Origin of the sequence: Clostridium beijerinckii HUN142 (assembly GCF_000621745.1) — a bacterium.
Lineage (GTDB): Bacteria > Bacillota > Clostridia > Clostridiales > Clostridiaceae > Clostridium > Clostridium beijerinckii_A.
This window is the reverse complement of the sequence record NZ_JHXK01000013.1, coordinates 1-22,867: the sequence shown is the minus strand read 5'-3', so window position 1 is coordinate 22,867 and position 22,867 is coordinate 1. Positions and strand designations below refer to the sequence as shown.

The 22,867-nt window shown below is 30.7% G+C and carries 23 protein-coding genes and 4 tRNA genes; 9 read left to right on the top strand and 18 right to left on the bottom strand.

Annotated elements, in window-relative coordinates:
• Positions 1 to 19: 19 nt before the first annotated feature.
• Both T483_RS0107815 and T483_RS0107810 read right to left on the bottom strand, forming a co-directional pair.
• A complete protein-coding gene (locus T483_RS0107815) occupies positions 20 to 1,021 on the bottom strand; it encodes a GGGtGRT protein (RefSeq protein ID WP_026886352.1) in 1,002 nt (333 codons plus the stop codon).
• Positions 1,022 to 1,046: 25 nt separating this feature from the next.
• Positions 1,047 to 1,739, bottom strand: coding sequence for an iron-sulfur cluster assembly scaffold protein (locus T483_RS0107810; protein WP_026886351.1), 693 nt, complete (start codon positions 1,737 to 1,739; stop codon positions 1,047 to 1,049).
• A 371-nt stretch (positions 1,740 to 2,110) separates the two neighbouring features.
• Between T483_RS0107810 and T483_RS0107805 the strand changes: the two genes are divergently transcribed.
• Positions 2,111 to 2,197, top strand: a tRNA-Leu gene (locus T483_RS0107805).
• A gap of 189 nt (positions 2,198 to 2,386) precedes the next feature.
• On the opposite strand, the gene T483_RS0107800 is transcribed toward T483_RS0107805, so the two are convergent.
• On the bottom strand, positions 2,387 to 2,788 hold the full coding sequence (locus tag T483_RS0107800) for a pyridoxamine 5'-phosphate oxidase family protein (RefSeq protein ID WP_026886350.1): 402 nt from the start codon (positions 2,786 to 2,788) through the stop codon (positions 2,387 to 2,389).
• Positions 2,789 to 3,152: 364 nt separating this feature from the next.
• On the opposite strand from T483_RS0107800, the gene T483_RS0107795 reads away from it, so the two are divergent.
• Positions 3,153 to 3,485 carry a winged helix-turn-helix transcriptional regulator gene (locus T483_RS0107795; RefSeq protein ID WP_026886349.1) on the top strand — a complete coding sequence of 111 codons (333 nt, stop codon included), beginning with the start codon at positions 3,153 to 3,155 and terminating at the stop codon, positions 3,483 to 3,485.
• Positions 3,486 to 3,762: 277 nt separating this feature from the next.
• Here the strand turns inward: T483_RS0107795 and T483_RS0107790 are convergent, their stop codons facing one another.
• Entirely contained in the window at positions 3,763 to 5,001 is a 1,239-nt protein-coding gene (locus tag T483_RS0107790) for a GNAT family N-acetyltransferase (protein WP_026886348.1), read from the bottom strand.
• A gap of 458 nt (positions 5,002 to 5,459) precedes the next feature.
• Here T483_RS0107790 and T483_RS0107785 point away from each other — a divergent pair, with 458 nt between their 5' ends.
• The 5 genes from T483_RS0107785 to T483_RS0107765 all read left to right on the top strand — a co-directional run bounded on the left by T483_RS0107785 (position 5,460) and on the right by T483_RS0107765 (position 9,153).
• On the top strand, positions 5,460 to 6,311 hold the full coding sequence (locus tag T483_RS0107785; protein ID WP_026886347.1) for a sensor histidine kinase: 852 nt from the start codon (positions 5,460 to 5,462) through the stop codon (positions 6,309 to 6,311).
• Between the two features lie 148 nt (positions 6,312 to 6,459).
• Positions 6,460 to 6,957 (top strand): NfeD family protein, encoded by a 498-nt coding sequence (locus T483_RS0107780; RefSeq protein WP_026886346.1) that lies wholly within the window; start codon positions 6,460 to 6,462, stop codon positions 6,955 to 6,957.
• Positions 6,958 to 6,983: 26 nt separating this feature from the next.
• Positions 6,984 to 7,970 carry a flotillin-like protein FloA gene (floA, locus tag T483_RS0107775; RefSeq protein ID WP_026886345.1) on the top strand — a complete coding sequence of 329 codons (987 nt, stop codon included), beginning with the start codon at positions 6,984 to 6,986 and terminating at the stop codon, positions 7,968 to 7,970.
• Between the two features lie 20 nt (positions 7,971 to 7,990).
• Complete coding sequence (locus T483_RS0107770) at positions 7,991 to 8,392, top strand: hypothetical protein (protein ID WP_026886344.1); 402 nt, start codon at positions 7,991 to 7,993, stop codon at positions 8,390 to 8,392.
• A 17-nt stretch (positions 8,393 to 8,409) separates the two neighbouring features.
• Complete coding sequence (locus T483_RS0107765; RefSeq protein ID WP_026886343.1) at positions 8,410 to 9,153, top strand: LytR/AlgR family response regulator transcription factor; 744 nt, start codon at positions 8,410 to 8,412, stop codon at positions 9,151 to 9,153.
• Positions 9,154 to 9,292: 139 nt separating this feature from the next.
• Here T483_RS0107765 and T483_RS0107760 read toward each other — a convergent pair whose 3' ends face one another.
• From T483_RS0107760 to T483_RS0107740, 5 genes are all read right to left on the bottom strand, one after another.
• Positions 9,293 to 10,060, bottom strand: a complete 768-nt coding sequence (locus tag T483_RS0107760) for a MurR/RpiR family transcriptional regulator (protein ID WP_242841820.1) — start codon at positions 10,058 to 10,060, stop codon at positions 9,293 to 9,295.
• A gap of 153 nt (positions 10,061 to 10,213) precedes the next feature.
• The gene (locus T483_RS0107755; protein WP_026886341.1) at positions 10,214 to 11,542 is read right to left on the bottom strand and encodes a PTS sugar transporter subunit IIC; all 1,329 of its coding nucleotides are present in this window, start codon (positions 11,540 to 11,542) and stop codon (positions 10,214 to 10,216) included.
• A 128-nt stretch (positions 11,543 to 11,670) separates the two neighbouring features.
• A complete protein-coding gene (locus T483_RS0107750; protein WP_026886340.1) occupies positions 11,671 to 13,080 on the bottom strand; it encodes a GH1 family beta-glucosidase in 1,410 nt (469 codons plus the stop codon).
• Positions 13,081 to 13,125: 45 nt separating this feature from the next.
• A complete protein-coding gene (locus T483_RS0107745) occupies positions 13,126 to 13,431 on the bottom strand; it encodes a PTS sugar transporter subunit IIB (protein ID WP_026886339.1) in 306 nt (101 codons plus the stop codon).
• A gap of 68 nt (positions 13,432 to 13,499) precedes the next feature.
• Complete coding sequence (locus T483_RS0107740) at positions 13,500 to 13,823, bottom strand: PTS lactose/cellobiose transporter subunit IIA (protein WP_026886338.1); 324 nt, start codon at positions 13,821 to 13,823, stop codon at positions 13,500 to 13,502.
• A gap of 679 nt (positions 13,824 to 14,502) precedes the next feature.
• Here T483_RS0107740 and brnQ point away from each other — a divergent pair.
• A complete protein-coding gene (brnQ, locus tag T483_RS0107735) occupies positions 14,503 to 15,861 on the top strand; it encodes a branched-chain amino acid transport system II carrier protein (protein ID WP_026886337.1) in 1,359 nt (452 codons plus the stop codon).
• A 758-nt stretch (positions 15,862 to 16,619) separates the two neighbouring features.
• Here brnQ and T483_RS0107730 read toward each other — a convergent pair.
• The 5 genes from T483_RS0107730 to T483_RS0107710 form a co-directional block, all read right to left on the bottom strand.
• Positions 16,620 to 16,695 (bottom strand) — tRNA-Lys (locus T483_RS0107730).
• Positions 16,696 to 16,701: 6 nt separating this feature from the next.
• Positions 16,702 to 16,776 (bottom strand) — tRNA-Gln (locus tag T483_RS0107725).
• A 3-nt stretch (positions 16,777 to 16,779) separates the two neighbouring features.
• Positions 16,780 to 16,855 (bottom strand) — tRNA-His (locus tag T483_RS0107720).
• A gap of 386 nt (positions 16,856 to 17,241) precedes the next feature.
• Positions 17,242 to 17,841 carry a nitroreductase family protein gene (locus T483_RS0107715; protein WP_026886336.1) on the bottom strand — a complete coding sequence of 200 codons (600 nt, stop codon included), beginning with the start codon at positions 17,839 to 17,841 and terminating at the stop codon, positions 17,242 to 17,244.
• Positions 17,842 to 18,267: 426 nt separating this feature from the next.
• Positions 18,268 to 18,576, bottom strand: a complete 309-nt coding sequence (locus T483_RS0107710) for a winged helix-turn-helix transcriptional regulator (protein WP_026886335.1) — start codon at positions 18,574 to 18,576, stop codon at positions 18,268 to 18,270.
• Between the two features lie 188 nt (positions 18,577 to 18,764).
• Here T483_RS0107710 and T483_RS0107705 point away from each other — a divergent pair, with 188 nt between their 5' ends.
• Positions 18,765 to 19,529: a DODA-type extradiol aromatic ring-opening family dioxygenase gene (locus tag T483_RS0107705; RefSeq protein WP_026886334.1), complete on the top strand. Its 765-nt coding sequence runs from the start codon at positions 18,765 to 18,767 to the stop codon at positions 19,527 to 19,529.
• Positions 19,530 to 19,587: 58 nt separating this feature from the next.
• Here the strand turns inward: T483_RS0107705 and T483_RS0107700 are convergent, their stop codons facing one another.
• From T483_RS0107700 to T483_RS28820, 4 genes are all read right to left on the bottom strand, one after another.
• A complete protein-coding gene (locus tag T483_RS0107700) occupies positions 19,588 to 20,040 on the bottom strand; it encodes a hypothetical protein (protein ID WP_026886333.1) in 453 nt (150 codons plus the stop codon).
• A 167-nt stretch (positions 20,041 to 20,207) separates the two neighbouring features.
• Positions 20,208 to 21,077, bottom strand: a complete 870-nt coding sequence (locus T483_RS0107695) for a cation diffusion facilitator family transporter (protein ID WP_026886332.1) — start codon at positions 21,075 to 21,077, stop codon at positions 20,208 to 20,210.
• Positions 21,078 to 21,467: 390 nt separating this feature from the next.
• Positions 21,468 to 22,250, bottom strand: a complete 783-nt coding sequence (locus tag T483_RS0107690) for an HD domain-containing protein (protein WP_026886331.1) — start codon at positions 22,248 to 22,250, stop codon at positions 21,468 to 21,470.
• A 209-nt stretch (positions 22,251 to 22,459) separates the two neighbouring features.
• On the bottom strand, positions 22,460 to 22,867 hold a 408-nt coding region (locus T483_RS28820; RefSeq protein ID WP_035790071.1), incomplete at its 5' end, for an FAD-dependent oxidoreductase.

Sequence of the window (22,867 nt, the reverse complement as noted above, 5' to 3'; positions counted from 1 at the left end):
ATTTATATACACAAACAGACTACTTAGTCATTCCTTCTTGAACAGCAACTGCTACAGCAACAGTCATACCAACCATTGGGTTGTTACCTGCTCCGATTAATCCCATCATTTCAACGTGAGCTGGAACTGATGATGAACCTGCGAATTGTGCATCTGAATGCATTCTTCCCATAGTATCAGTCATACCGTATGAAGCTGGACCTGCAGCCATGTTATCTGGGTGAAGAGTTCTTCCTGTACCACCACCTGATGCTACTGAGAAGTATTTCTTACCTTGTTCGATACATTCTTTCTTGTATGTTCCTGCAACTGGATGTTGGAATCTTGTTGGGTTAGTTGAGTTACCAGTGATTGATACGTCAACTCCTTCTTTATGCATGATTGCAACACCTTCTCTAACGTCGTCAGCACCGTAACATCTTACTTTTGCTCTTTCTCCGTTTGAGTATGCTTTTTCTTTAACTACTTTAACTTCTCCAGTATAGTAGTCAAATTGAGTTTGAACATATGTGAATCCATTAATTCTTGAAATAATGAATGCAGCATCTTTTCCAAGACCGTTTAAGATAACTCTTAATGGTTCTTTTCTTACTCTGTTAGCTTTTTCAGCTATTTTAATAGCACCTTCAGCAGCAGCAAAACTTTCGTGTCCTGCTAAGAATGCGAAACATTTAGTTTCTTCTCTTAAAAGCATAGCTCCTAAGTTTCCGTGTCCTAAACCAACTTTTCTGTCATCTGCAACAGAACCTGGGATACAAAATGCTTGTAATCCTTCTCCGATTGCTTCAGCAGCATCAGCAGCCTTAGTACAACCTTTCTTTATTGCTATAGCAGCACCTAAAACGTATGCCCATCCAGCGTTTTCAAATGCGATTGGTTGAGTTTCTCTAACAATTGTATATGGATCCACTCCAATTTCAGCACAAACTGCCTTTGCATCTTCTAGAGTTTTCATTCCGTACTTTTCTAGTACTGGAGTGATTTGGTTAATTCTTCTTTCATAACTTTCAAATAATGCCATTTTAATAATCCTCCTTTACAAATAATTATTTATGTCTTGGGTCTAATAATTCAGCAGCGTCAGCAACTCTACCGTATTGACCTTTAGCTTTTTCTAATGCTTCGTTAGCATCCATTCCTTTAGCAATACTTTCCATCATTTTTCCTAAGTTAACAAACTTATATCCAATGATTTCTTTATCGTCATCTACAGCAACTTCAGTAACATATCCTTCAGCCATTTCAAGGTATCTTGGTCCTTTAGCTAAAGTTCCATACATAGTACCAACTTGAGATCTTAAACCTTTTCCTAAATCTTCAAGACCTGCTCCTATAGGTAGTCCACCTTCTGAGAATGCAGTTTGAGTTCTTCCATAAACGATTTGTAAGAATAATTCTCTCATAGCTGTGTTTATAGCGTCACAAACTAAGTCTGTGTTTAATGCTTCTAATATAGTCTTTCCTGGTAATATTTCTGAAGCCATAGCAGCTGAATGAGTCATTCCTGAACATCCAATTGTTTCAACTAATGCCTCTTGAATAATACCGTCTTTAACGTTTAATGTTAATTTACAAGCTCCTTGTTGTGGTGCACACCAACCTATTCCGTGAGTTAAACCTGATATATCAGTTACTTCTTTAGATTGAACCCATTTTCCTTCTACAGGAATTGGCGCTGATCCGTGATTAGGACCTTTAGCAAGTACACACATTTCTTCAACTTCTTTTGAATACATCATATATTTTTGCTCCTCCCTAATTAATAGATAATTACAAATTATTAAATCTTATTTCTAAGTTTAAAATTGTAGTTGGGCATAAAATAACCCAGTGGGGCACTTTTCCCTATTCCTATTCTAGCAAATGATTTGATTCCCCACAACCTTTATTTAAAAATTTATGCACATTTATCTACTTTTATTTGAAAATCCGAACTACAAATGAATAAAAATCTTATATTAACTTTAATTAGATAAAATATTGTCTAATACTTTCATTATGTATTTCTACATGGATATTATAAATTAATTTTCCAAAAATAAAAATAAATTAAAAATACCTATTGAAATATTCTTTAAGACATGGTAGAATAATTTTTGTCAGTTTACATGCCGCTGTGATGGAATTGGCAGACGTGGTGGACTCAAAATCCTCTGGTAGTGATATCGTGCCGGTTCGAATCCGGCCAGCGGCACCATTTATTTTGGTGGATTGCTGTATTACTTGGTTTAAATACCTTGTAGTACAGCTTTTTTTATTTTCTACTATATATTTTATTGGGTTATTAACTTAACTATATCTTTGAATTATTTCTTTAATTTTAGCCACTTATAATAATGCAGAAATAGCCTTGAAATAAATCATATTTCAAGGCTATTATTTATTCTTATAAACTATATTCCTTTGGCGGATTACCAGAAAAATCAGCAATAACTGCTTTTGCATCTACTAAATAAAATACTTCAAAAATTGGATTTGAAGCTTCTTCATATTGTCCATTTATTATAGGATTTAACATACATTCCTCTTTAACTTCTAGATTATCTTCAAATACAGCCTTTCCACTTATCCTTATCCATGAATATGTTGAACTGGAAACAGATATTTCTATCTCAGGGTTAGCCTGCATATCCTTATAAACCTCTTTAGTATTGTTTGTACAAAACCAAAGCTTCCCTTCTTTCTCTAAGCAGAACATAAATGGACGACACTTTGCCTTTCCATCACGTCCTACCGTTGCTAAATATTGAACTGGGTTTGCATTTAAAAACTCAACTACTTTTTTCATTTTTTATCTCCTCTTATCATAGAACATTTTAATATTCAAAAAAACACAATGTAAGTTTTTTCTACCTGAAGCGGCCGCTTCTTATATTTTTATTATAATTTGTTAAATTATAATTGGAAAGTAAGCACTTTAAAGTGCTATAGTATCCAAATACATACTATTAAAGCGCCAACTACCAAAACCTATTCACAGCAACTTATTAAATTATGTATAATATATGATTCCAAACTTAGTATATAGTTGAGTTTTCATTGATTTCCTTTACCTTTGAACTTATAATAAAGCTTATGATATCAAAAACTATGTAACTACTCAAAAAAACATAAAATTTAGAAATGTACTTTAGGAAAGGATGTGTATTTTCATGTCTAGAGAATTGCCCGATTGCCCAGTTGAAATTACTCTGCAACTCATAGGAAATAAATGGAAAATTTTAATTATGAGGGATTTACTTGAGGGAACAAAGCGTTTTGGAGAACTAAAGAAATCTGTTGGTTCTATAACACAGAAAGTTCTTACCCAAAACCTAAGAGATATGGAGGATTCCGGACTAGTTACCCGCAAAGTTTATGCTGAAGTCCCTCCAAGAGTTGAATATTCCTTAACCGAAACTGGGTATAGTTTAAAACCTATTCTTGATTCTATGATTAAATGGGGAACTTCTTATAAAACCACTCTTAATTCATGTGGTATTTAAGATATTTATAGAATTTTAACAGAATCAATTATTTAGCATTTTATTAATTAATAGAGCTTTTGGAAATGAATACTTTGTAGTTTTTAGTATTCTTAATGGCAGATTACGTTTAACAACAAAGTATCCATAATTTAAAAAATAGTTATAAAATTCATTATATACTGCAATTAATTTTCTACATTTTAGCCTTAGCTAAACGCTCAGCTTATCAGTATCTTAAATATAAATGTATTATTACAACTTAATTAGATACATACTATCTTTATATATCTTTAGCCTAGAAATAATCTGAAAAATAAGGCTTCTCTACTGGTATTAACTGTTCTAAAATTTTAAGCATATAATATTCTGTTTTTATTCTTCCACACTCATATAAAAATGTAGGACGCTTATATCCCATAAGCATAGTTGTTAATGTCTGAATATCCATTTCCACTAAATTAGCAGCATACATATCATCACTTTTCTCACAGACTGTTTCTTCTTCATCCCAATAAATATTAAAAACACCATTATTCCATTGAGCAATAGGATCATTTATTTTGAAGCTGATTCTAAGTTTTTGTGATTTTACTAAAAATGGGTATTGGGTTATAAATTCTTTTACATTTATAATCCTTGCCATAAAATACGGCTTAATAGTTTCAACTATCTCACTATCTTCAAATAAAAAAGCCATTGGTTCCCCTGAAAAATTATTACCTTTTACTTCGTTCACCATAGAATAATGTGCACTTATATAATTCCAGATTCCATGATGTGCTTCAGTATTTAAATAAACCATTTCTTTAATATAAAATATATCATTTCTAATATAATAAATTAAATAACCAAGAGGTTTATGATTTTTACTGTAATAGATAGCCGGAATAATATCATCACTATCCCAACGCCAATATTCATCCCAAGCAAGCTCATCTCTAATCATTGCGCCATGACGTTGCATAGAAAAATAGTCATGTACATTTAAAAGGTCTTCGCATTCAAAATCTACACGCTCCATCATTCCTTCTACTGACCGTTTTTTAGGAAGCTGCGAGTCTTTGATTGTAAAAGTTATTTTATCAGAAATGATTTCCCAGCCATGCTTTCTATAAAGGGGGATTGAATATGGGTATAGGCAAGAAATAACTTGACCTTCTTCATTCATATGAATAATAGCCCGTTTAATTAAAGAATGAATTAATCCCTTTCCAGTGTATTCAGGATAAGTGGCGACACCTGTAACCCCCCCCATCTTACAAATATTATCATGAATATTTACTTTCATTGAATATACTACAATCATCGAAGCTAATTTCCCTTGATAAAACCACCCCAGAACATATGCATTTTTAAGAATCGGCATTTTAGCATGCATAATTTGCTCTTCTGTCCAACCAGTATGCAGAAGATCTTCCATTGTTATTTGAAATGCATAACGTAAAAGCCCATTAAATTGTTCTAAATCATCCTCAGTTAATTTTCGCATTTTAAATTCGCCGTATTCCTCAATAAACATTTCTTTATCTTTCATAAATCCTCCCTATATGCATCCAAAACATATTAAATATAATACGCTTAGCGTTCATTCCTAATAAAAAAATATTAATTTCAATAATTTCACAAGACCTTATAATTAATTATTACTTCCTTATTATCTTATATTATACTATAAATCTTTGTGCTATACATGCTAAGTTTTACAATTTATTCCTCTTAATTTTAAATATGTAGATTCCTCTTCATAGTATTTGCATAAAAAGCAATCTCCCCTTCCCTCGCAAATACAATAAAATAAAACCTACTTATTGATTATATTGGACAAACAAAATTTATATTTCCTATATAACACCTTACAATTTCTTTCATAAACTTTTAGTCAATTATACAAACAACATTTATTTTTTCGATTACTGATTAAGAATAAATTAAGGTGCTTTAAGGTTAATATTAAGAGAAACATGTTAAAATATATTTGCAAGGAGGTAATATATGATAATAAAAAAACAAGCCTATAACATCTCTAAGATTATACTAGTATCTATATTTTTAAACTTAATACAAATAATCTTTATAACACTATTCATTTACTATAAAAGTCAAAACCCCCACATGATTGAAGGAAACTTTATCATTTATGTTGTAGCTGTAAGTATAGGGATTAATAGTATTATTACAGGAATAATATTCTATAATTTTTTATTTAAGAAAGGTAGTAATAATTTAATAGATACTATAAGGTATCTTGAGGAATTTAATAGAACATTAAGGTCTCAACGTCACGATTATTTGAATCACATTCAAGTTATTTACTCATTAATGGAACTTGAAGAATTTAGGGAAGCAAGAAACTATATAGAGCCCGTTTATAAAGATATAGTACGAGTTAGTAAAGCTCTAAAAACCTCAAAACCAGCAGTGAATGCATTGCTCCAGGCAAAATTACAAATGGCAGAAAAGAACGACATAGAGATGGAACTTGAAATAAAAAGTACCTTAATGAATCTTAATATGGAGCCATGGGATTTTTGCAGAATTATTGGCAATATTATAGATAATGCTATATTTGCTTTAAAGCAAAAGCCTAGCAATAGATATATACTTGTTGAATTATCAGAGGATCTGAAAAATATAAGGATGAATATATCAAATAATGGAGATTGTATCCCCAATGAAATTATAGGTACCATATTTAAAGAAGGATTTTCAACTAAGAGTGGAAAAGGTGATGGCATGGGGCTTGCCATAGTCAAAGAACTTGTTGAAAGTTTTTCCGGTACGGTTGAAGTTACCTCAAATGATAAGCGAACATCTTTTGAAGTAGTTCTACCTAAAAAAGAATAATAAAGTCTGATAAATTTATAACCAAAGATGCTACCACTCTAATAAATGACATTTGAACCTTAAAAATGTATAACTTAGAAGCTTTATGTTACCAAACTTCAACATGTAGCTTATTATATTTATATAGCAAGGAGGGAGGTACAAAAATATGATCGCACTTTTACCTGATGTAACAGTTCTTACAGTTTTACTTCTAATAGTAGGATTTGGATTAGTACTTTTAGAAATGCATATTCCAGGCTTTGGGGTCCCAGGAATTGCGGGAGCTATATGTTTAATACTTGCAGTAGTATTAACTGCAGAGAATTTTGCACAAGCATTAGTTATGACCTTAGGAATTCTAGCAATTCTCGGAATTATGTTAGGCGTTGTTCTAACCTTTTTCACAAAAGGAAAGTTCTTTAAACAATTAATTCTTCCCGATGAGCAAAAGAAAGAACAAGGGTATATTAGCTCATCAGATTTGGATTATTTACTCGGAAAGTCAGGAATAGCTGTTACCGATCTAAGGCCAACTGGTTCTGTAGATATAGACGGAGTTAAATTTGATGTAATTTCCGAAGGAGAATACATTCACAAAGGGACTAATATAGAAATATTTAAAGTTAGCGGAGTTAAATTACTAGTAAAAAAAGTTAAAATATAAATTTATATTTAAAGGAGAGATTATTAATGATTACTAATTTACTTATAGTAGCAATAGCAGTTGTATTTTTAATTACTGTATTTGTTAGATTTATACCAATAGGATTATGGATATCATCTTTAGCAGCAAATGTTCAAGTAAGTATATTCAATTTGATTGGTATGAGACTTAGACGAGTTGTACCTTCTAAAATTGTAATTCCACTTATTAAATCAACAAAAGCTGGTATGGGACTTAACGTCAATCAATTAGAAGCCCATTATTTAGCTGGTGGTAATGTAGATAATGTAGTTAATGCATTAATTGCAGCTCATAGAGCTGACATAGATTTGCAATTTGAAAAGGCTGCTGCTATTGACTTAGCTGGTAGAGATGTCTTAGAAGCAGTTAAGATGAGTGTTAATCCTAGAGTTATTGAAACTCCAAATGTTTCAGCAGTTGCAAAAGATGGTATAGAACTTTTAGTTAAGGCTAGAGTTACAGTTAGAGCTAATCTCGAAAGGTTGGTTGGAGGAGCTGGAGAAGCAACTATTTTAGCCAGAGTTGGTGAAGGTATAGTTACTACAGTTGGTTCTTCTACTAGCCATAAGATAGTATTAGAAAATCCTGATGCTATTTCAAAAACAGTATTAAACAAGGGCTTAGACGCAGGTACTGCCTTTGAGATTCTATCTATTGATATAGCTGACGTAGATGTAGGAAGAAATATAGGAGCTCAACTTCAAACTTTACAAGCAGAAGCTGATAAAAATATCGCACAAGCTAAGGCTGAAGAAAGAAGAGCAATGGCAGTAGCTAAAGAACAAGAAATGAGAGCTGCCGTTGTAGAATCAGAGGCTGAAGTACCAAGAGCAATGGCTTATGCACTTCGAGAAGGAAAGCTCGGAATAATGGACTATTATGACATGCAAAATGTTATTGCAGATACAAATATGAGAAGTTCAATTTCCAGTGCAGGAAATAAAGGTCAATCCCTTACTAATGATGGTAAAGAGCAGAGAGACAAAAAATAAACTCCTGGGAGAGTGAAAATATGAAATATAATGATACTATTGATCTATTAAAGATTTTTGCAAATGCTATATTGGATCCTACGTCTATAACAAAAAATAATAGCAAAAATCTCGTTTTTAAATATCCAAGAAGCTTTGAATCAAACGATAGTATGGATAGAAGCATTTATGCCGAATCAGAAAATGAAGATGAAGAATATGATGAAAGTGATTCCACTGAAGATAGACCCAATGAAAACGCAGACCCTTATGATAATACAAGAAATAATTACTATGATAAAAAAGAAGCTACTTCTTCAAATTCACAAGGAATTATAGATTCTATTACCCAGGAAATAACACCAGTTAGACTTCAACAAGCTATTATACTTTCAGAGATAGTTGGAAAGCCAAAAAGTAAAACTAGAAAAAGAAGATTTTAAATTAGGAGAATTATTCTATGAATATAAAAGTGCTTATAGTTGACGATGAAAAAGGAATAAGAACCATAATTAAAAAGATACTAGATAAATCTGGAGGATTTGAAGTTGTCGGAGAAACAGATAATGGTGAAGAAGCTATAGGCATATTTAAAGAGCACCGCCCTAATGTGGTGTTCTTTGATATTGAAATGCCTAGATGCAACGGTATAGATTGTGCTAGAATATTAACAGATATAGACCCTAAAACTATAATTATCTTTGCAACAGCTCATGCAGAATACATGTCTGAGGCCTTCCAGTTGTATGCTTTTGATTATTTGATAAAACCTTTCAAAATAGAAAGAGTAATGCAAACCTTAGACAGAATTAAAAATTTAAATAAACCCAGCTATGGAGATGGTATAGATAAAATAATAAAGCATGAAAAGGGATTGGATAAGCTTATGATAAAAAATAAGGAAGGCATAAGCTTTGTGGATACAAAGGAAATTGTTTTAGTTCAGAGAGAAGAAAGCTCGACTGTTATATATACAAAAACAGATAGTTTCACTACTTCTATTTCTTTATCCGATATAGAAGAAAAACTCGACCATACTCAATTCTTTAGAAGCCACAAATCCTATATTATAAATTTATCATTGATTACTAAAATTTATCCATATGGAAGATGGACCTATATTGTTAAACTTAAAAATACAGAAAAAGATGCCCTACTTACTCATGAAAGATATGATGAAATTAAAAAACTTTTTAGTTTGTAGTAAATTAAACCTTCTAGAAATAGTAATATAACAACTACTTCTAGGAGGTCTTTATTATAAAGAAATAAACTATATATATTTTTATAAATAGAATATGTACTAAGTTCTATAATTCAATTTGGACCTTTCTTGTTTTTCTCTACTCTTCATTAAAAAATGCAAACAAGTTAACTATCATCTCTAAAAAAATGATAATAATTGGCTGGTTGTCATATGCACCTGGTTTATAAAATTGTCCAGCTGAAGGCATCTGAAAATAAAAATGTGCTTTACTTCTCAAAACCGCAACATCGTTAGTTGTTATTACTACGGTCGTTATACCATTGTTATACGCTTCTACTATCTGTCTATTAATTCCCTTACTTTTCCCACTATTAGTAATAGCGATTAGCATATCGCCCTCTTCTGCTAAACTACAACTTTCATCTATTTCAAACTTATTATCTAATGCTTCGATATTCCTTTTATATTTAAAAATACGATATCTTAAATACTTAGCAATTAATCCAGACTCTCCTATACCTATTACTCGAATATTATTACTTTTTTTCATCTTAGATACTAATTTTCTAATCTCATCTTCACTTATCATTTTTTCCAATATATTCAAAACCGATAAGTATGTAGTAACTGTTCTGTTGATAATATGATCTTCATTTTCTTTCTCTTCTTTATTAAAATAGCAAGAAAAATCATATCTAAATTCTACATACCCTTTATATCCTAACTTTTTACAAAATCTTGTTATAGCAGAATTAGATACATTAAGATCTTCTGCAAGTACCACTATCGTGCTATTCATAATCAATGTCGGGTCAGACATTAATCTATTATAAATTTCAAGTTCAACTTTCGTAAATGTTGAAGCCATAGACTTCATCAAACTAATCGGATCCAAATTTCCCACCTCATATTCCTTATTTATTGCATTATACCAATATTATAGCAAAAAACTATATCCTATTTCACCTGTTTAAATTAAGAAACAGGGTTATTAGCTAAAATAAAAATGTTACACAACTTAAATTTAGTTGTGTAACATTCTATTTAAATATTTTATTTATACTGACACACTATTTCCGCTTTGAGCAGCTTGTTCATTCTTATAGTTTATGTTATCTAGCTTATTAAAGAATGGAAGATAGATAAAGAATGACATTACTAATACTAAGAATTGCAATATTGCTGTTCTAACACCACCAACTAAAAGACCTGAAATTACTGGAGGAGTTGTCCATGGAACCATTACCCCACCAAATGGTGGAACTATTCCTGTTGCTATTGCAAAATAAAGTATTATTCCTGATAACATAGGAGTAATTATAAACGGAAGAGCCATAAATGGATTCATTACTATTGGTGTTCCGAATGTAATTGGTTCGTTTATATTAAATATTGCTGGTACTATTGCCAATTTACCTAATTGTTTGCATTGAGCTGATTTCGAAAATGCCAACATTGCTGCAACTAAACCTATTGTCATACCAGCCCCTGTTACTGTCATAAATTGATCCAAAAATTGTTGTGTTACTATATGAGCTCCATTTGCTATTGTTAATTCTTTTCCACTTGTAACTATAGCTGCATTATCTAATGTATTTGACGTCAACACACTTGACATTACACCACTTACTATTGTTGATCCATGAACTCCAAACCACCATAAGAAAGGAATTGCAAACCCCATAAATAATACTCCACCTATTGAATCTGTCATACCTTGTAAAGGTGTTTGAATCACTTTATATATCCATTCGATAAGAGTTGTGTGTAATCCCCAGTTAAACACTGAATAAAGCACTGTTGCACCAACTATTATTACTGCTCCTGGTATTAACGCTGCAAAAGAGTTTGCAACACCTTGTGGTACACCTGCCGGCATTTTTATTGTAATATTTCTCTTCATAAACCATGAGTAAACTGCACCCACTATTAATCCTATAATAATTGCAGTTACCATACCTTTTCCCCCACACCATGCTGTTGGGATGACATCACCTACTGTTTCTCCACTTTTAGTTATTACAGAAGAACTAGTTGTTAATACGAATACTACAAATGATATTACTCCTGCCGATAACGGCTCATACCCTTCATTTTTAGCATAAGTATATGCTATTCCTATTGTTGCAACAAGTGCTATCATGTTAAAAGTTGCTCCATTTGCTTTAAACAGTGGATCTGTCCAACCTGCACCTAATGTAACAGCTAACCAGTCGTTTAATGGTTGATATGGCAATTGTGCTAATAATAGAAATATTGAACCTACTAATGTTAGAGGTAATGTATATAAGATACCATCTTTTAAGGCAAGAACACCTTTTAAGTTGACAAATTTCATAACTATCGGTATTATTTTTTCATTTAAATTATTTTGAAACGATGACATAATAATTCCTCCTTAAATACTCAACTAAATAACAAATTTTATATTACCTAAAGTTCCAAATCTTAATATAAGTAAACATTGCGCGCTTAATGAATACATATTAGGATCTGTTAACTACTAAGTCTTTACTAAAGTTTCTCTCCTCTTTCTTCTATTATCTTTTTGTACCAATATCCTGATAATTTTATTTTTCTATCTAAATTATTCTTATGATCAACATATATAAAGCCATATTGCTTTTTATATCCATTTAGCCAGCTCAATAAATCGATTGCAGACCAAGCGTAATATCCTTTTAAATTTATATTTTCTTCAATTGCTCTCTTCACTGCTTTTAAATGTGCTTCGATGTATTTTATCCTCGGAACATCTACTATTTCATCCTCAATTATTGGATCTTCATCCCCTAAACCATTTTCAGTAATATACATTTTTATATCACCATAACTATCTTTTAGCATCCTTAATCCATCTAAGAATGCGTCCGGAGCAATCTCCCAACCCCATTTTGTATAAACTTTATCTTTTAACATAACTGTTCTAAAAATCCCATCAAATGATGCATTTCCTGGCGCTCCTGTAGAATTCTCTCTAGTTTTTTCTTGATTTTCATTTTGAATATTATTTTTTGCAACCCTTTTCGGTTGATAGTAATTAAGACCTATAAAATCGTTCTTTGAAGCCATTTCTTTTATTACACTTAACTCATCTTCAGTCCATTCCGGAAGCCATCCTTTCTGTTCCAATTGTTTAACCACATATTCTGGATAACTTCCTTTTAATATCGGATCATAATACCAATTAATTTCATACTGATTTGCATGGTATGCTGCTTTAATGTTTTCCTCATTGCTATCTATACTAAATGCTGGAGAAAAAACATGAGTTATTCCTATTTCACCAAACTGCTTCATTTCCTTATAAGATTTCACCGCTTTAGCATGTGCCGTAAAAACATTGTGTGTTACTTGAAAATACTTTTTAGGATTGTTTTTAATACCCGGTGGATGTGCCCCTGCCAAATACCCTAACGATGCAAATACAACGGTTTCATTAAAAGTAATCCAATGCTTCACCCTGTCACCAAATGCTTTAAAACATACCTCCGCATATTTTACAAAAGCATTAACAGTTCTTTTATTTGTCCATCCCCCGTCTTCCTCTAAATTTTGAGGCATGTCCCAATGATATAATGTGATGAATGGAACTATTCCGTATTCCAAGCATTCATCTATCAAATTATTATAAAAATCAATCCCTTTTTGATTAACTTCTCCATCACCATTTGGAATTATTCTTGGCCAAGAAACAGAAAATCTATACGATTCTATTCCAATTTCCGCCATTAATTTTATATCCTCTTTATATCTATGGTAATGATCTACTGCTATATCTCCATTAGTTCCCTCAAAAGTTTTCCCTGGAATCTTTGAAAATACATCCCAATTTGATATTCCCTTACCATCCTCGTTATATGCTCCCTCTACTTGATATGCAGCAGAAGCTGCTCCAAATAGAAAATCCTTAGAAAATTTCATAATTTAATTACTCCTTCTATTTCTACATATTTATTTATTGATTCACTAGTTAGTTAATCTTAGCGCAAAATCTAATACTTTCTCCCCATTCATCATTCCGTAATCAACCATAGGTATTACATCGACAGGAATTCCTAATGGTTCACATATCTTTTTCGCTTTTCCTAATGTGTATCCAACTTGTGGTCCTAATAATGCAACATTTACACCATCTAAATGTTTATCCATTTGACCTTCTGGAAAAGCTTCAACATCCACCTCTATCCCTCTGATTTTAGCTGCAGTCTTTATTTTATTTACCAAAAGACTTGTTGACATTCCTGCTGCGCAAAATAATCTAATTTTTATCATTTCCTACCCTCTCCTTTTTAAACAATACATATTCCTATAAAATTATTTGAAATATAGTCTATTTTCGCTTAAACAATTGCTAATTTATTTACAACTTTTCTTAATTCAATTATTTGCTCTATTAAATTTTTCTCTGTTATTGCAGTCATCAAATGATCTTGTGCATGTACAAATAAAACTGACATATTTATTCTTTCACCGTTAGCTTCTTTTTGTAGAAACATCGTTTGTGCATCATGTGCTTTTGCGATAGCATCATTTGCTAATTGCATTTCTTTTTCGGCTTCTTCATAATTTTCTTCTTTCACATTGTTAAGAGCCATATAAGCGTGATTTTTACAGTCTCCAGCATTGATTATAATATTCATAATTGCTATTTCTAATTCTTCCATAACTAATCTCCTCCGCCCTATATAATTTAAAGTATCTTTATTTCATGCAATTACATCAAAGCAATATAGATGCCAAACTCTACAAAAGCTTTTTTAAAAGATAGTATTAAAAAACTCTCTTTATTTCACTTAAAAGATGGAAAACCTTATTATATAAAGCTTTTACCATTTTTTGTTTTTCTGAAAATATTTTTATTTTTGAATAATTTTTTTAAAAATATTTTTACGAGCAAATCTTTATTGTTTGATTGCTTTTTCAACTGTTTAACTTTTCGCTTATAGTGTTTAAACAAAAAAACTATTTTTACACAGTGTTTAAGCAATTCAATATAGTGTTTATTTTTATTAATCAATTGTCAGACACTGTTTTTAATTCCAACAAACAAGTTTATGATATTGCGTTAATCATAATTTTTTTAAGTCACTGTTTAAGAAACTATGTTTACACATATATTTATTCGACAAAGTAATTTCACTTCAATACATGTAAATAGCTCTTTCATTTTAATTTTTAAATAAAATAATTTAAACAATATCTCAAAAATGAATTTTACTAATATAAGCAAATATATTATAATTAAAAATTGACAATGTATTATCAAAAAGCAAAAAAATAAACACTTTAATAAAAGAAGTATGATTATTTTGATAATGCGAAAATATTTAAGGAGGATTATTCATGAAACAAAAGCTAAGCTTTCAGCAAAACTTATTAATAGGTTCATTACTATTTGGACTATTTTTTGGTGCTGGTAATCTAATTTTCCCAGTTCAGATGGGACAACAGGCTGGAAATCACATTTCTACAGCTACTATTGGATTTTTAATTACCGGTGTAGGACTACCTATATTGGGAATTATTGCATCAGCTCTTTCGAGAAGTGAAAGTTTATTTGATATGGCGAGGCCTATTAGCTCTCGTTATGCAAGTATATTCACATGCTTATTATATTTAACAATTGGCCCTTTATTTGCAATTCCGCGTACTGCTACAGTTGCATTTGAAGTTGGAATTCATCCTTTTATTTCTGATGAATATTTGAAGCTAGGACTAATTATTTTTTCATTAGCATTTTTTGCTTTTACTGTTTATTTTTCATTAAAACCAGGACAAATTCTAGATTGGGTTGGTAAGTATCTTACTCCTATTTTCTTGGTATTATTATCAATTTTATTAATTGCTACATTTGTAAGTCCTATGGGACAAGCAAGTCAATTTCCCGCTCAAGGAAATTATGCAACTCAACCATTATTCACTGGTTTATTAGACGGGTATAATACCATGGATGCACTAGCTTCTGTAGCCTTTGCTATTATTATCATTTCTAATATACAAAAATTAGGAGTTAAAAATCCTCAATCAATTGCTATAGAGACATGTAAATCAGGATTTGTTAGCGTTATAGGAATGACTATTATCTATGGATCTCTAGCTTATATGGGTGCTACAAGCTTAGGCAGCGTAACCCGTGCTGATAACGGTGGAAGTATATTGTCTATGGTAAGTAATCATTACTTTGGTTTCACCGGACAAATATTATTAGCTTTTATTGTTGGAATTGCCTGCATAAAAACAGCTATCGGTTTGATAACTTCTTGTTCTGAAATGTTCAGTGAAATGTTTCCAAACTCTATTTCTTATAAAAAATATGCTATTTTATTTACAGTTTTCTCTTTCATAATTGCTAACTTTGGATTAAGTAATATTATTCAATTATCTATACCAGTACTTATGTTTTTATATCCTTTAGTAATTACTTTAATCATACTGTCTCTATTAGCACCTTTTATTAATAAACAAAGCGATGTTTATAGATGGACAACAGGATTCACAGTTATTGCGGCATTTTTTGATTTATGCAAATCATTGCCTCAGCCTCTACAAGAAAATTTAATAGTTAAGCAGCTTGTTAATTTTGCTCACTCATATTTGCCTGGCTTTGATTATGGATTTGGATGGATAATACCAGCACTTTACGGGTTCTTTATAGGACTAATCATCTGGACTATTCGTTCGAAGAAACGCAAAAGTGCTTAACTATAATATTTCAAGGATAACTTAGACTTATGCAATAATCTGCCGAAAGGAGAAATATTGTTATTTCACAGGACTATGAAAATTTCTCTGAAAGCGCTAAATTGCAAGTTGCACCATTAATGCTTGCTCCAAATTTCGTTGTGACAAGCATTAGTGAAACAACCTACAATTAGGAGCTTTTAACAGCTTATTTTCAATGACTGCTGCATAAAAATGTTTCTCCTTTCTAGTATGGTATTTATAACATGCAGTTTATTGTTTATATTGATTAAATAACAATTTGACATTAGCGACAAATTTCAAGTGATAAGTTAATAAAGAAAAGCCATAGGCTTTTCTTAAAATAATGTTTTTAGAAATTCCCAAAGGAAATTTCGCCCTTAACTTGTTACTTATCTATTGTCACTTTCCACAAATCAATGGCTGATTTATAAATTATAAATCAGCCATTGATTTGTTTATCTATATATTTAAAACTATACAATATTTTTATGAATTAAAAAGAACGTAATCGCAGGCGACATTGGAACCGGAGATTTTTACCCATCTGCCTTTTCAAATACATATGAGCCAAATCTGGTATATGAATATATTATCTTTATAAAAGACAATCTTCAAAACCAGTCTTTTTCATAATTCATAATACGAAGAACACAGTATTTGCAGATTTGATTTAAGTATCAACTTTTAGAGAATAAAAAATAACCTAGCATACTAATGCTAAGTTCAATCTAAGAGATTCAATTCATATCATAAATTGGTGGCTCACCCGGGAATCGAACCCGGGACACCATGATTAAAAGTCATGTGCTCTACCGACTGAGCTAGTGAACCAAAAATTGGCTAGGATGACAGGATTCGAACCTGCGAATAATGGAGTCAGAATCCATTGCCTTACCACTTGGCGACATCCCAGTATGGGGTGAACGATGGGACTCGAACCCACGACAACCAGTGCCACAAACTGGCGCTCTACCAACTGAACTACGTTCACCATAGTTGCCTTTAATTAATTACAATTTCACTTCTAATTTTAAAGACTAAAGTATTACCAATACAGGTAAAAAATTTTTATTTGCTTGTTTATTATAAGTTACATATTATTAATTGTCAACTATATAAATATAATTAATGCTGACTCTGGTACTAAATATATATAATTACATGTGCTTAAACTTAGCATAGACGAGGTATAAAATAGTTTTCTTTTATTATCTTTCCACTTCTAACTAAAAACGCTCCGATTTGAAATAAGAAAATTATTTTTGCAAAATATAAGTTTATCATTTCCTAATTTAAAATAAAATTAGAATTTATCAAATAAATTTTAGGGGTGATAACATCACCCCTATATAAAAACAGTCATTGAAATATTTCTATTTACTTAAATACCTTTATACGTTCTTCTAATGGTTTAAATTCTTTTGGTTCAGGCTCCGCTGTTGGTTTTCCAAAAGGCATTTGACCAATAAGTTTCCAACTATCAGATATTCCCCATTCTTTCTTTATATCATTTTCAATAAGCTCATTATAATGTTGAAGTGACGCTCCAAATCCTTCAATTTCTAGAGCAGTCCAGATCACAAACTGATGCATTCCACTTGCTTGCTGAGACCAAATTGGAAAATTATCCTTATAAAGTGAAAATTGTTGTTGAAGAGATTCTATTACACTATTATCTTCAAAAAATAAAACTGTACCATAACCACTTCTAAATGAATTTATCTTTTCCTCAGTTGGACTAAATTTGTCTGCAGGAACAATCTTTCTTAGAGCATCCTTTGTAATATCCCATAATTTATCATGATTCTCTCCCAACAATAATACTACTCTTGCACTTTGTGAATTGAATGATGATGGTGTATGCTTTACAGCATGTTCTATAATTTCATTGATCCTATCGTCAGAAACCACCTTTTCTTTACTAATTCCATAATATGAACGTCTATCTGCTACAGCAGTAAAAAAACCTTTTGACATTTAATCATTCCTCCTATCATGTATATATTTTTTAAGTCTCTATACTTATACTTTTTTCTTTCTAAATATTTATTTATAATAATTTAAAATTATATCTGAATAACCAATATATTTTTCTATCAAAAAACAGTAAAGTCATATAACTTTATATCAATATTTTTAATTAGTTACTTACATTTAGTAACTAACTTTAAATTAATTATTACACACTTATAAAACTTAGTCAATAGTATTTTAAATACAAATTCATAATATTTAAAATTTTCAAATAATAAAAAAATCTCAGACGACTCTGGTTAAGTTCCGTATTGTGCATCGCACTGTTTTATTATCTTCTAAATTTTATGATCTTCTCAAAGAATAAAAAAATATAAAGAACCTCTATTATAGTTAAGAAAGTTCTTTATATTTCTTATATTATCTTAGTTAAGTCCATTTTTCTGCCCATTTTTGTATCTCATCCATAGCACTTTGGAGATCACGACCTTTTTCTGTCAACTCATATTCTATACGTACTGGAGTTTCTGGATAAACTTTTCTAATAATTATTCCTTCCTTTTCCAACTCCTTAAATCGTTCTGTAAGCATACGAGCACTCATATTAGGAATTGCTTCTCCTATATCTGAAAATCGTTTTTGTCCATTCAATAACGTTCTTATAATCAATCCGGTCCATCTTTTTCCTAGTAATTCAAAAGCATTTTCAAACCTTGGGCACATATGAAATTTTTCCATATTTAATCACCACCTGTTACTATTCTATCATAACCACTTAATTAAGATAAGCAACTTATGATATTATACTAAATATAATAATATTCATTAAATTAGTCAATATTCCGTAAAACTTATGTATTAACTTTGACCTTTATGGTAATATCTAATATTAATTAATTATTGAATCTAAAGGAGGATTTTATTATATGGTTAAACCTTTATTTTTGGCTCATGGTTCTCCAATGATGGCCATTGAAGAAGATAATTATACTGAATTTTTAAATAATCTTGGTAAAAAACTAAATCCCCAAGCCATTGTTATGTTCACAGCTCACTGGGATAGCGAAATACTGACTATATCATCTTCTGATTCCACATACGAGACAGTATATGATTTTTATGAATTTCCAGAAGAACTTTATAACGTAAAATATGAGGCAAAAGGTTCTAGTACAGTTGCAGCAAAAGTTGAAGAAAAATTGTCAAATGAAGGCATAAAAGTAAAAATGGATTTAAATCGAGGTCTAGACCATGGAGCTTGGACTATTTTAAAGCATCTTTACCCAGAAGCCAATATTCCCGTTGTTCAAGTTTCGATAAACTCAGAATTATCTATTGAAGAACAAATCAAAATAGGTAATTCTCTAAAAACTTTAGGTAACGAAGACATTCTGGTTATCGGAAGCGGAAATACAGTTCATAATCTAAATTTAGTTGACTTTGAAGCTGTAAGCAGCGATTCTTGGGCTGAAAAATTCGATGACTGGCTAATTAACAGATTAAAAGAAAATGATTTTAATTCACTTTATAGTTATAGAGAGCAAGCTCCGAATGCTGATTTAGCTGTTCCAAGCCCTGAGCATTTTGTTCCATTATTTATAGCATTAGGCAGTAGTTCATTATTAATTCCTAGAGTTATTTTTCGCGATTATGAACTAGGAAATTTAAGCCGTCTTTGCCTTGAATTTTAGTAATCTAATATTTTAGCAGGATATGATACACTCAATCCTGCTTTAATAAAACAACAACTTAATAGTATTTTTCCCTTACTTCTCTGGTAAATCCATAATCAATAATCACTGGTCTACCATTAATTATTCCCCAACTACTTTGTCTATTCAAATCGCTTAATAGTAAATTATAATTTTGGGAAATATTTTTTATCTCTTTTAAATTGAACATTTCCTTTTTACTTTTAACATTAAAGCATCTCCATATTTCCGTAATATTATATACCTTATCTGCTCTCTCCATGATTAAAAACTCAAAGTTTTTCGAAACATCTACAACCTTCGCAAACAAATTCGAGTTGTCATAATTAGAAATATAATACTCTGTTTTATTTTGTGCAATTCCCGCGGCATTCTTCGCTATTTTAACTACATATCCAGTCCCCAGATCAAATACTTCTCTGCAAGAACCAGAACCAATATATCTACAATACCCTCGTTTTATACTAAATATAATTCGATTAATATCCATTAAAACACCTGCTTTATGCTTATCTCTTTATATTCATTAGTAAAATTCTACATATTATATTATTCGCTCGACACGAAATTGGTTCACTCTGCTTTTACAACTTAATTAATTCCAAATAAAAATGTAGCCGAGGAATTTTATTTTTTCCTAAGCTACATTTATACTTTCTACTTATCCGGCTCAACATGAACCATTACTTGGGTTATATCTAGATCTTCTTTCAATTTATCTTCTATTTTTTCGGTAATGGAATGCCCTTCAACTAAAGACAATTCAGAACTAACACTAACTACCAAATCAAGTAAAATATTATTTCCATGAACGCGCGCTCTTATATTCTTAATTTGTTTAACCCCAGGAACTTGATTAATAGATTTAGTTATACCATCAAGCTTCTCTCTACTAAAACCATCTGATAGATTATGAGTTGCCTCCCTAAATATATCCCATCCTGTCTTTAATATTAAAGCACTTACAACTACAGCTGCAAGAGGATCTATCCAAGGAAAACCAAACTGAGAAGCAACAATACCTATAGTCGTACCAATGCTTACCCATGCATCAGAAAGATTATCTTTTGCGGCAGCCATAAGACCAGAGCTTTTTATCTTAACAGCAATCCTCATATTATAACGATATACCATGTAAATAGCCGCAGCACAAAAAATTGCAACTACAGCAGATATTAAATCAGGAGCCTTAGGGTTAAAAAAGATAACTGATTTAATCGCATTATAGAGCACATCAAGACCAACAGCCAGCATAATTAAAGATGCTATTAATGATGCTATTGTTTCTGCTCTAAGATGACCATAAGGATGATCATCATCAGCTGGCTTTCCCGATATTTTTAGCCCAATTAAAACTGCCACTGAAGCTATTATATCGGTAGTATTATTGATTCCGTCAGCTAATAATGCCTTAGATTGAGCCAGAAAGCCAACTCCGAGTTTTAATAATGATAATGTTATATACGCTATAATACTCACTCTAGCCCCACGTTCAGCTATTTTTAAATTATTATAACTGTTTTCCATACTTTCCACCCCTGACTATACTATTTTTCAATGCTATCTTAATAATTATTATTCTTAAATAAATCTATACAAAACCTACTCTTCATTAAAGTAATTTACTTTAATGTGCTCTACTATAAGACAATTACAGCATATGATTTACTATAAAAATGTATTTTATAATTAAAGATTACATAAAGTTAATTTTCCAAATAACATAAGTATTATTCGTTATTATGCCTACATATTATATGCCACTAAATTTTATAGACATTATAATGCTTATAGATATATAGATTAAACTTAACAGCATTTAGCATTTGGTTAGTAATCTCAGGTTAGCTAGTATAGCCATAAATAAAATATTATTATCAAACAGAAAGTAATTAAAATGTTCATTTTACAGATAAATTAATTTGTTATAGAATTTTCTATATATTTATCAAGGTACCTTTCTAAGTCATCAATCTCTTCATTTTTAGGTAAACAACTAATTAATGTTTTTAAAACGTCTCTCTCCTTTATATAGTTAAGAGAGAATGAAAAATTCAAATCAATTATCCAACTTAATTCATATATTTTTCTATCATTATAATTATTCAGTGAATTATTACTAATTTTTTTGTTTGAACGAATATCTTTAATAAGCTCTGAATTGTAGCCTGATGTAAAAGGTAAATTATCAAGCGCCGGATTAGGATGATTTTTTCTTTCTCTCTCATATTCCATAATGATTCTGAAAATATCAAGTTTATCGGCATCTCTAATCAATTTGCAAAACAATGATTCTTCGTTATTTAAATCCATCGGAAGATCTTTTGCATTATGAAGATTTACAGCTTTAATAATAATCCTTCTTCTACTGTCATCTAAGTTTTTTAATGTTCCATTTTCTTCTAATATTTTAACGCCTAAAGCAGCATGATTTTCTGAAAAAGCATCCCTAAATGTCTTATACTTTTTAAATTGTTCAAACCTTCCTATATCATGAAATAATCCTATTATCTCCGCTGTATTAACTTCTTCTTGGGTCAAATTTAAAGATTTCGCAATATTTACAGCATGCTCTGCGACTTTTAATGTATGTATTTCCTTAAGCTCAATATTCTGATTTATTAAGCTATCTTCCCCATAAAGTTTTTTTACATAAGAGCTAAACCAATTATAATATTCTTTAACTAATATATTTTCCATTTTTATCTCCTTACTGTATCTAGATATATATCTATTATACTCTCTTAGCACAAATTACTTAAATAAAAAACTCTTTCTATCTGGTATAAGTTTTAATTCACATGCATTATAAATTTTTTAAAAATAAAAACACCTTGACAACATTCATTTAATATTGCCAAGGCTTTATAATTTAGGATTTTATCATAAAAATTATATTTGTTTTATATCTATATTCTATTTTTTTGTAAATACTTATCTATAGCTTTTGCTGCCTTTTTACCAGCACCCATAGCAAGTATTACTGTTGCTGCTCCTGTAACTGCATCTCCACCAGCATAAACTGCTTCTTTAGTAGTGAGACCTGTTTCGTCTTCAGCTACAATACATCTTCTCTTATTAATTTCTAATCCTTGAGTTGTTGATGAAATTAACGGATTTGGTGATGTTCCAAGTGACATTATTACAGTATCTACATCCATAACAAATTCTGAACCTGGAACTTCAACAGGACTTCTTCTTCCAGATGCATCTGGTTCTCCAAGTTCCATTCTTACACATTTCATTCCTTTAACCCATCCATTTTCATCTACTAAGATTTCTGTCGGATTAGTTAATACGTCAAAATTTACTCCTTC

Coding starts and splice junctions, on each gene's coding strand:
- T483_RS0107815 (WP_026886352.1), bottom strand. CDS start 1,021: ATGGCATTATTTGAAAGTTATGAAAGAAGAATTAACCAAATCACTCCA.
- T483_RS0107810 (WP_026886351.1), bottom strand. CDS start 1,739: ATGATGTATTCAAAAGAAGTTGAAGAAATGTGTGTACTTGCTAAAGGT.
- T483_RS0107800 (WP_026886350.1), bottom strand. CDS start 2,788: ATGAAAAAAGTAGTTGAGTTTTTAAATGCAAACCCAGTTCAATATTTA.
- T483_RS0107795 (WP_026886349.1), top strand. CDS start 3,153: ATGTCTAGAGAATTGCCCGATTGCCCAGTTGAAATTACTCTGCAACTC.
- T483_RS0107790 (WP_026886348.1), bottom strand. CDS start 5,001: ATGAAAGATAAAGAAATGTTTATTGAGGAATACGGCGAATTTAAAATG.
- T483_RS0107785 (WP_026886347.1), top strand. CDS start 5,460: ATGATAATAAAAAAACAAGCCTATAACATCTCTAAGATTATACTAGTA.
- T483_RS0107780 (WP_026886346.1), top strand. CDS start 6,460: ATGATCGCACTTTTACCTGATGTAACAGTTCTTACAGTTTTACTTCTA.
- floA (WP_026886345.1), top strand. CDS start 6,984: ATGATTACTAATTTACTTATAGTAGCAATAGCAGTTGTATTTTTAATT.
- T483_RS0107770 (WP_026886344.1), top strand. CDS start 7,991: ATGAAATATAATGATACTATTGATCTATTAAAGATTTTTGCAAATGCT.
- T483_RS0107765 (WP_026886343.1), top strand. CDS start 8,410: ATGAATATAAAAGTGCTTATAGTTGACGATGAAAAAGGAATAAGAACC.
- T483_RS0107755 (WP_026886341.1), bottom strand. CDS start 11,542: ATGTCATCGTTTCAAAATAATTTAAATGAAAAAATAATACCGATAGTT.
- T483_RS0107750 (WP_026886340.1), bottom strand. CDS start 13,080: ATGAAATTTTCTAAGGATTTTCTATTTGGAGCAGCTTCTGCTGCATAT.
- T483_RS0107745 (WP_026886339.1), bottom strand. CDS start 13,431: ATGATAAAAATTAGATTATTTTGCGCAGCAGGAATGTCAACAAGTCTT.
- T483_RS0107740 (WP_026886338.1), bottom strand. CDS start 13,823: ATGGAAGAATTAGAAATAGCAATTATGAATATTATAATCAATGCTGGA.
- brnQ (WP_026886337.1), top strand. CDS start 14,503: ATGAAACAAAAGCTAAGCTTTCAGCAAAACTTATTAATAGGTTCATTA.
- T483_RS0107715 (WP_026886336.1), bottom strand. CDS start 17,841: ATGTCAAAAGGTTTTTTTACTGCTGTAGCAGATAGACGTTCATATTAT.
- T483_RS0107710 (WP_026886335.1), bottom strand. CDS start 18,576: ATGGAAAAATTTCATATGTGCCCAAGGTTTGAAAATGCTTTTGAATTA.
- T483_RS0107705 (WP_026886334.1), top strand. CDS start 18,765: ATGGTTAAACCTTTATTTTTGGCTCATGGTTCTCCAATGATGGCCATT.
- T483_RS0107700 (WP_026886333.1), bottom strand. CDS start 20,040: ATGGATATTAATCGAATTATATTTAGTATAAAACGAGGGTATTGTAGA.
- T483_RS0107695 (WP_026886332.1), bottom strand. CDS start 21,077: ATGGAAAACAGTTATAATAATTTAAAAATAGCTGAACGTGGGGCTAGA.
- T483_RS0107690 (WP_026886331.1), bottom strand. CDS start 22,250: ATGGAAAATATATTAGTTAAAGAATATTATAATTGGTTTAGCTCTTAT.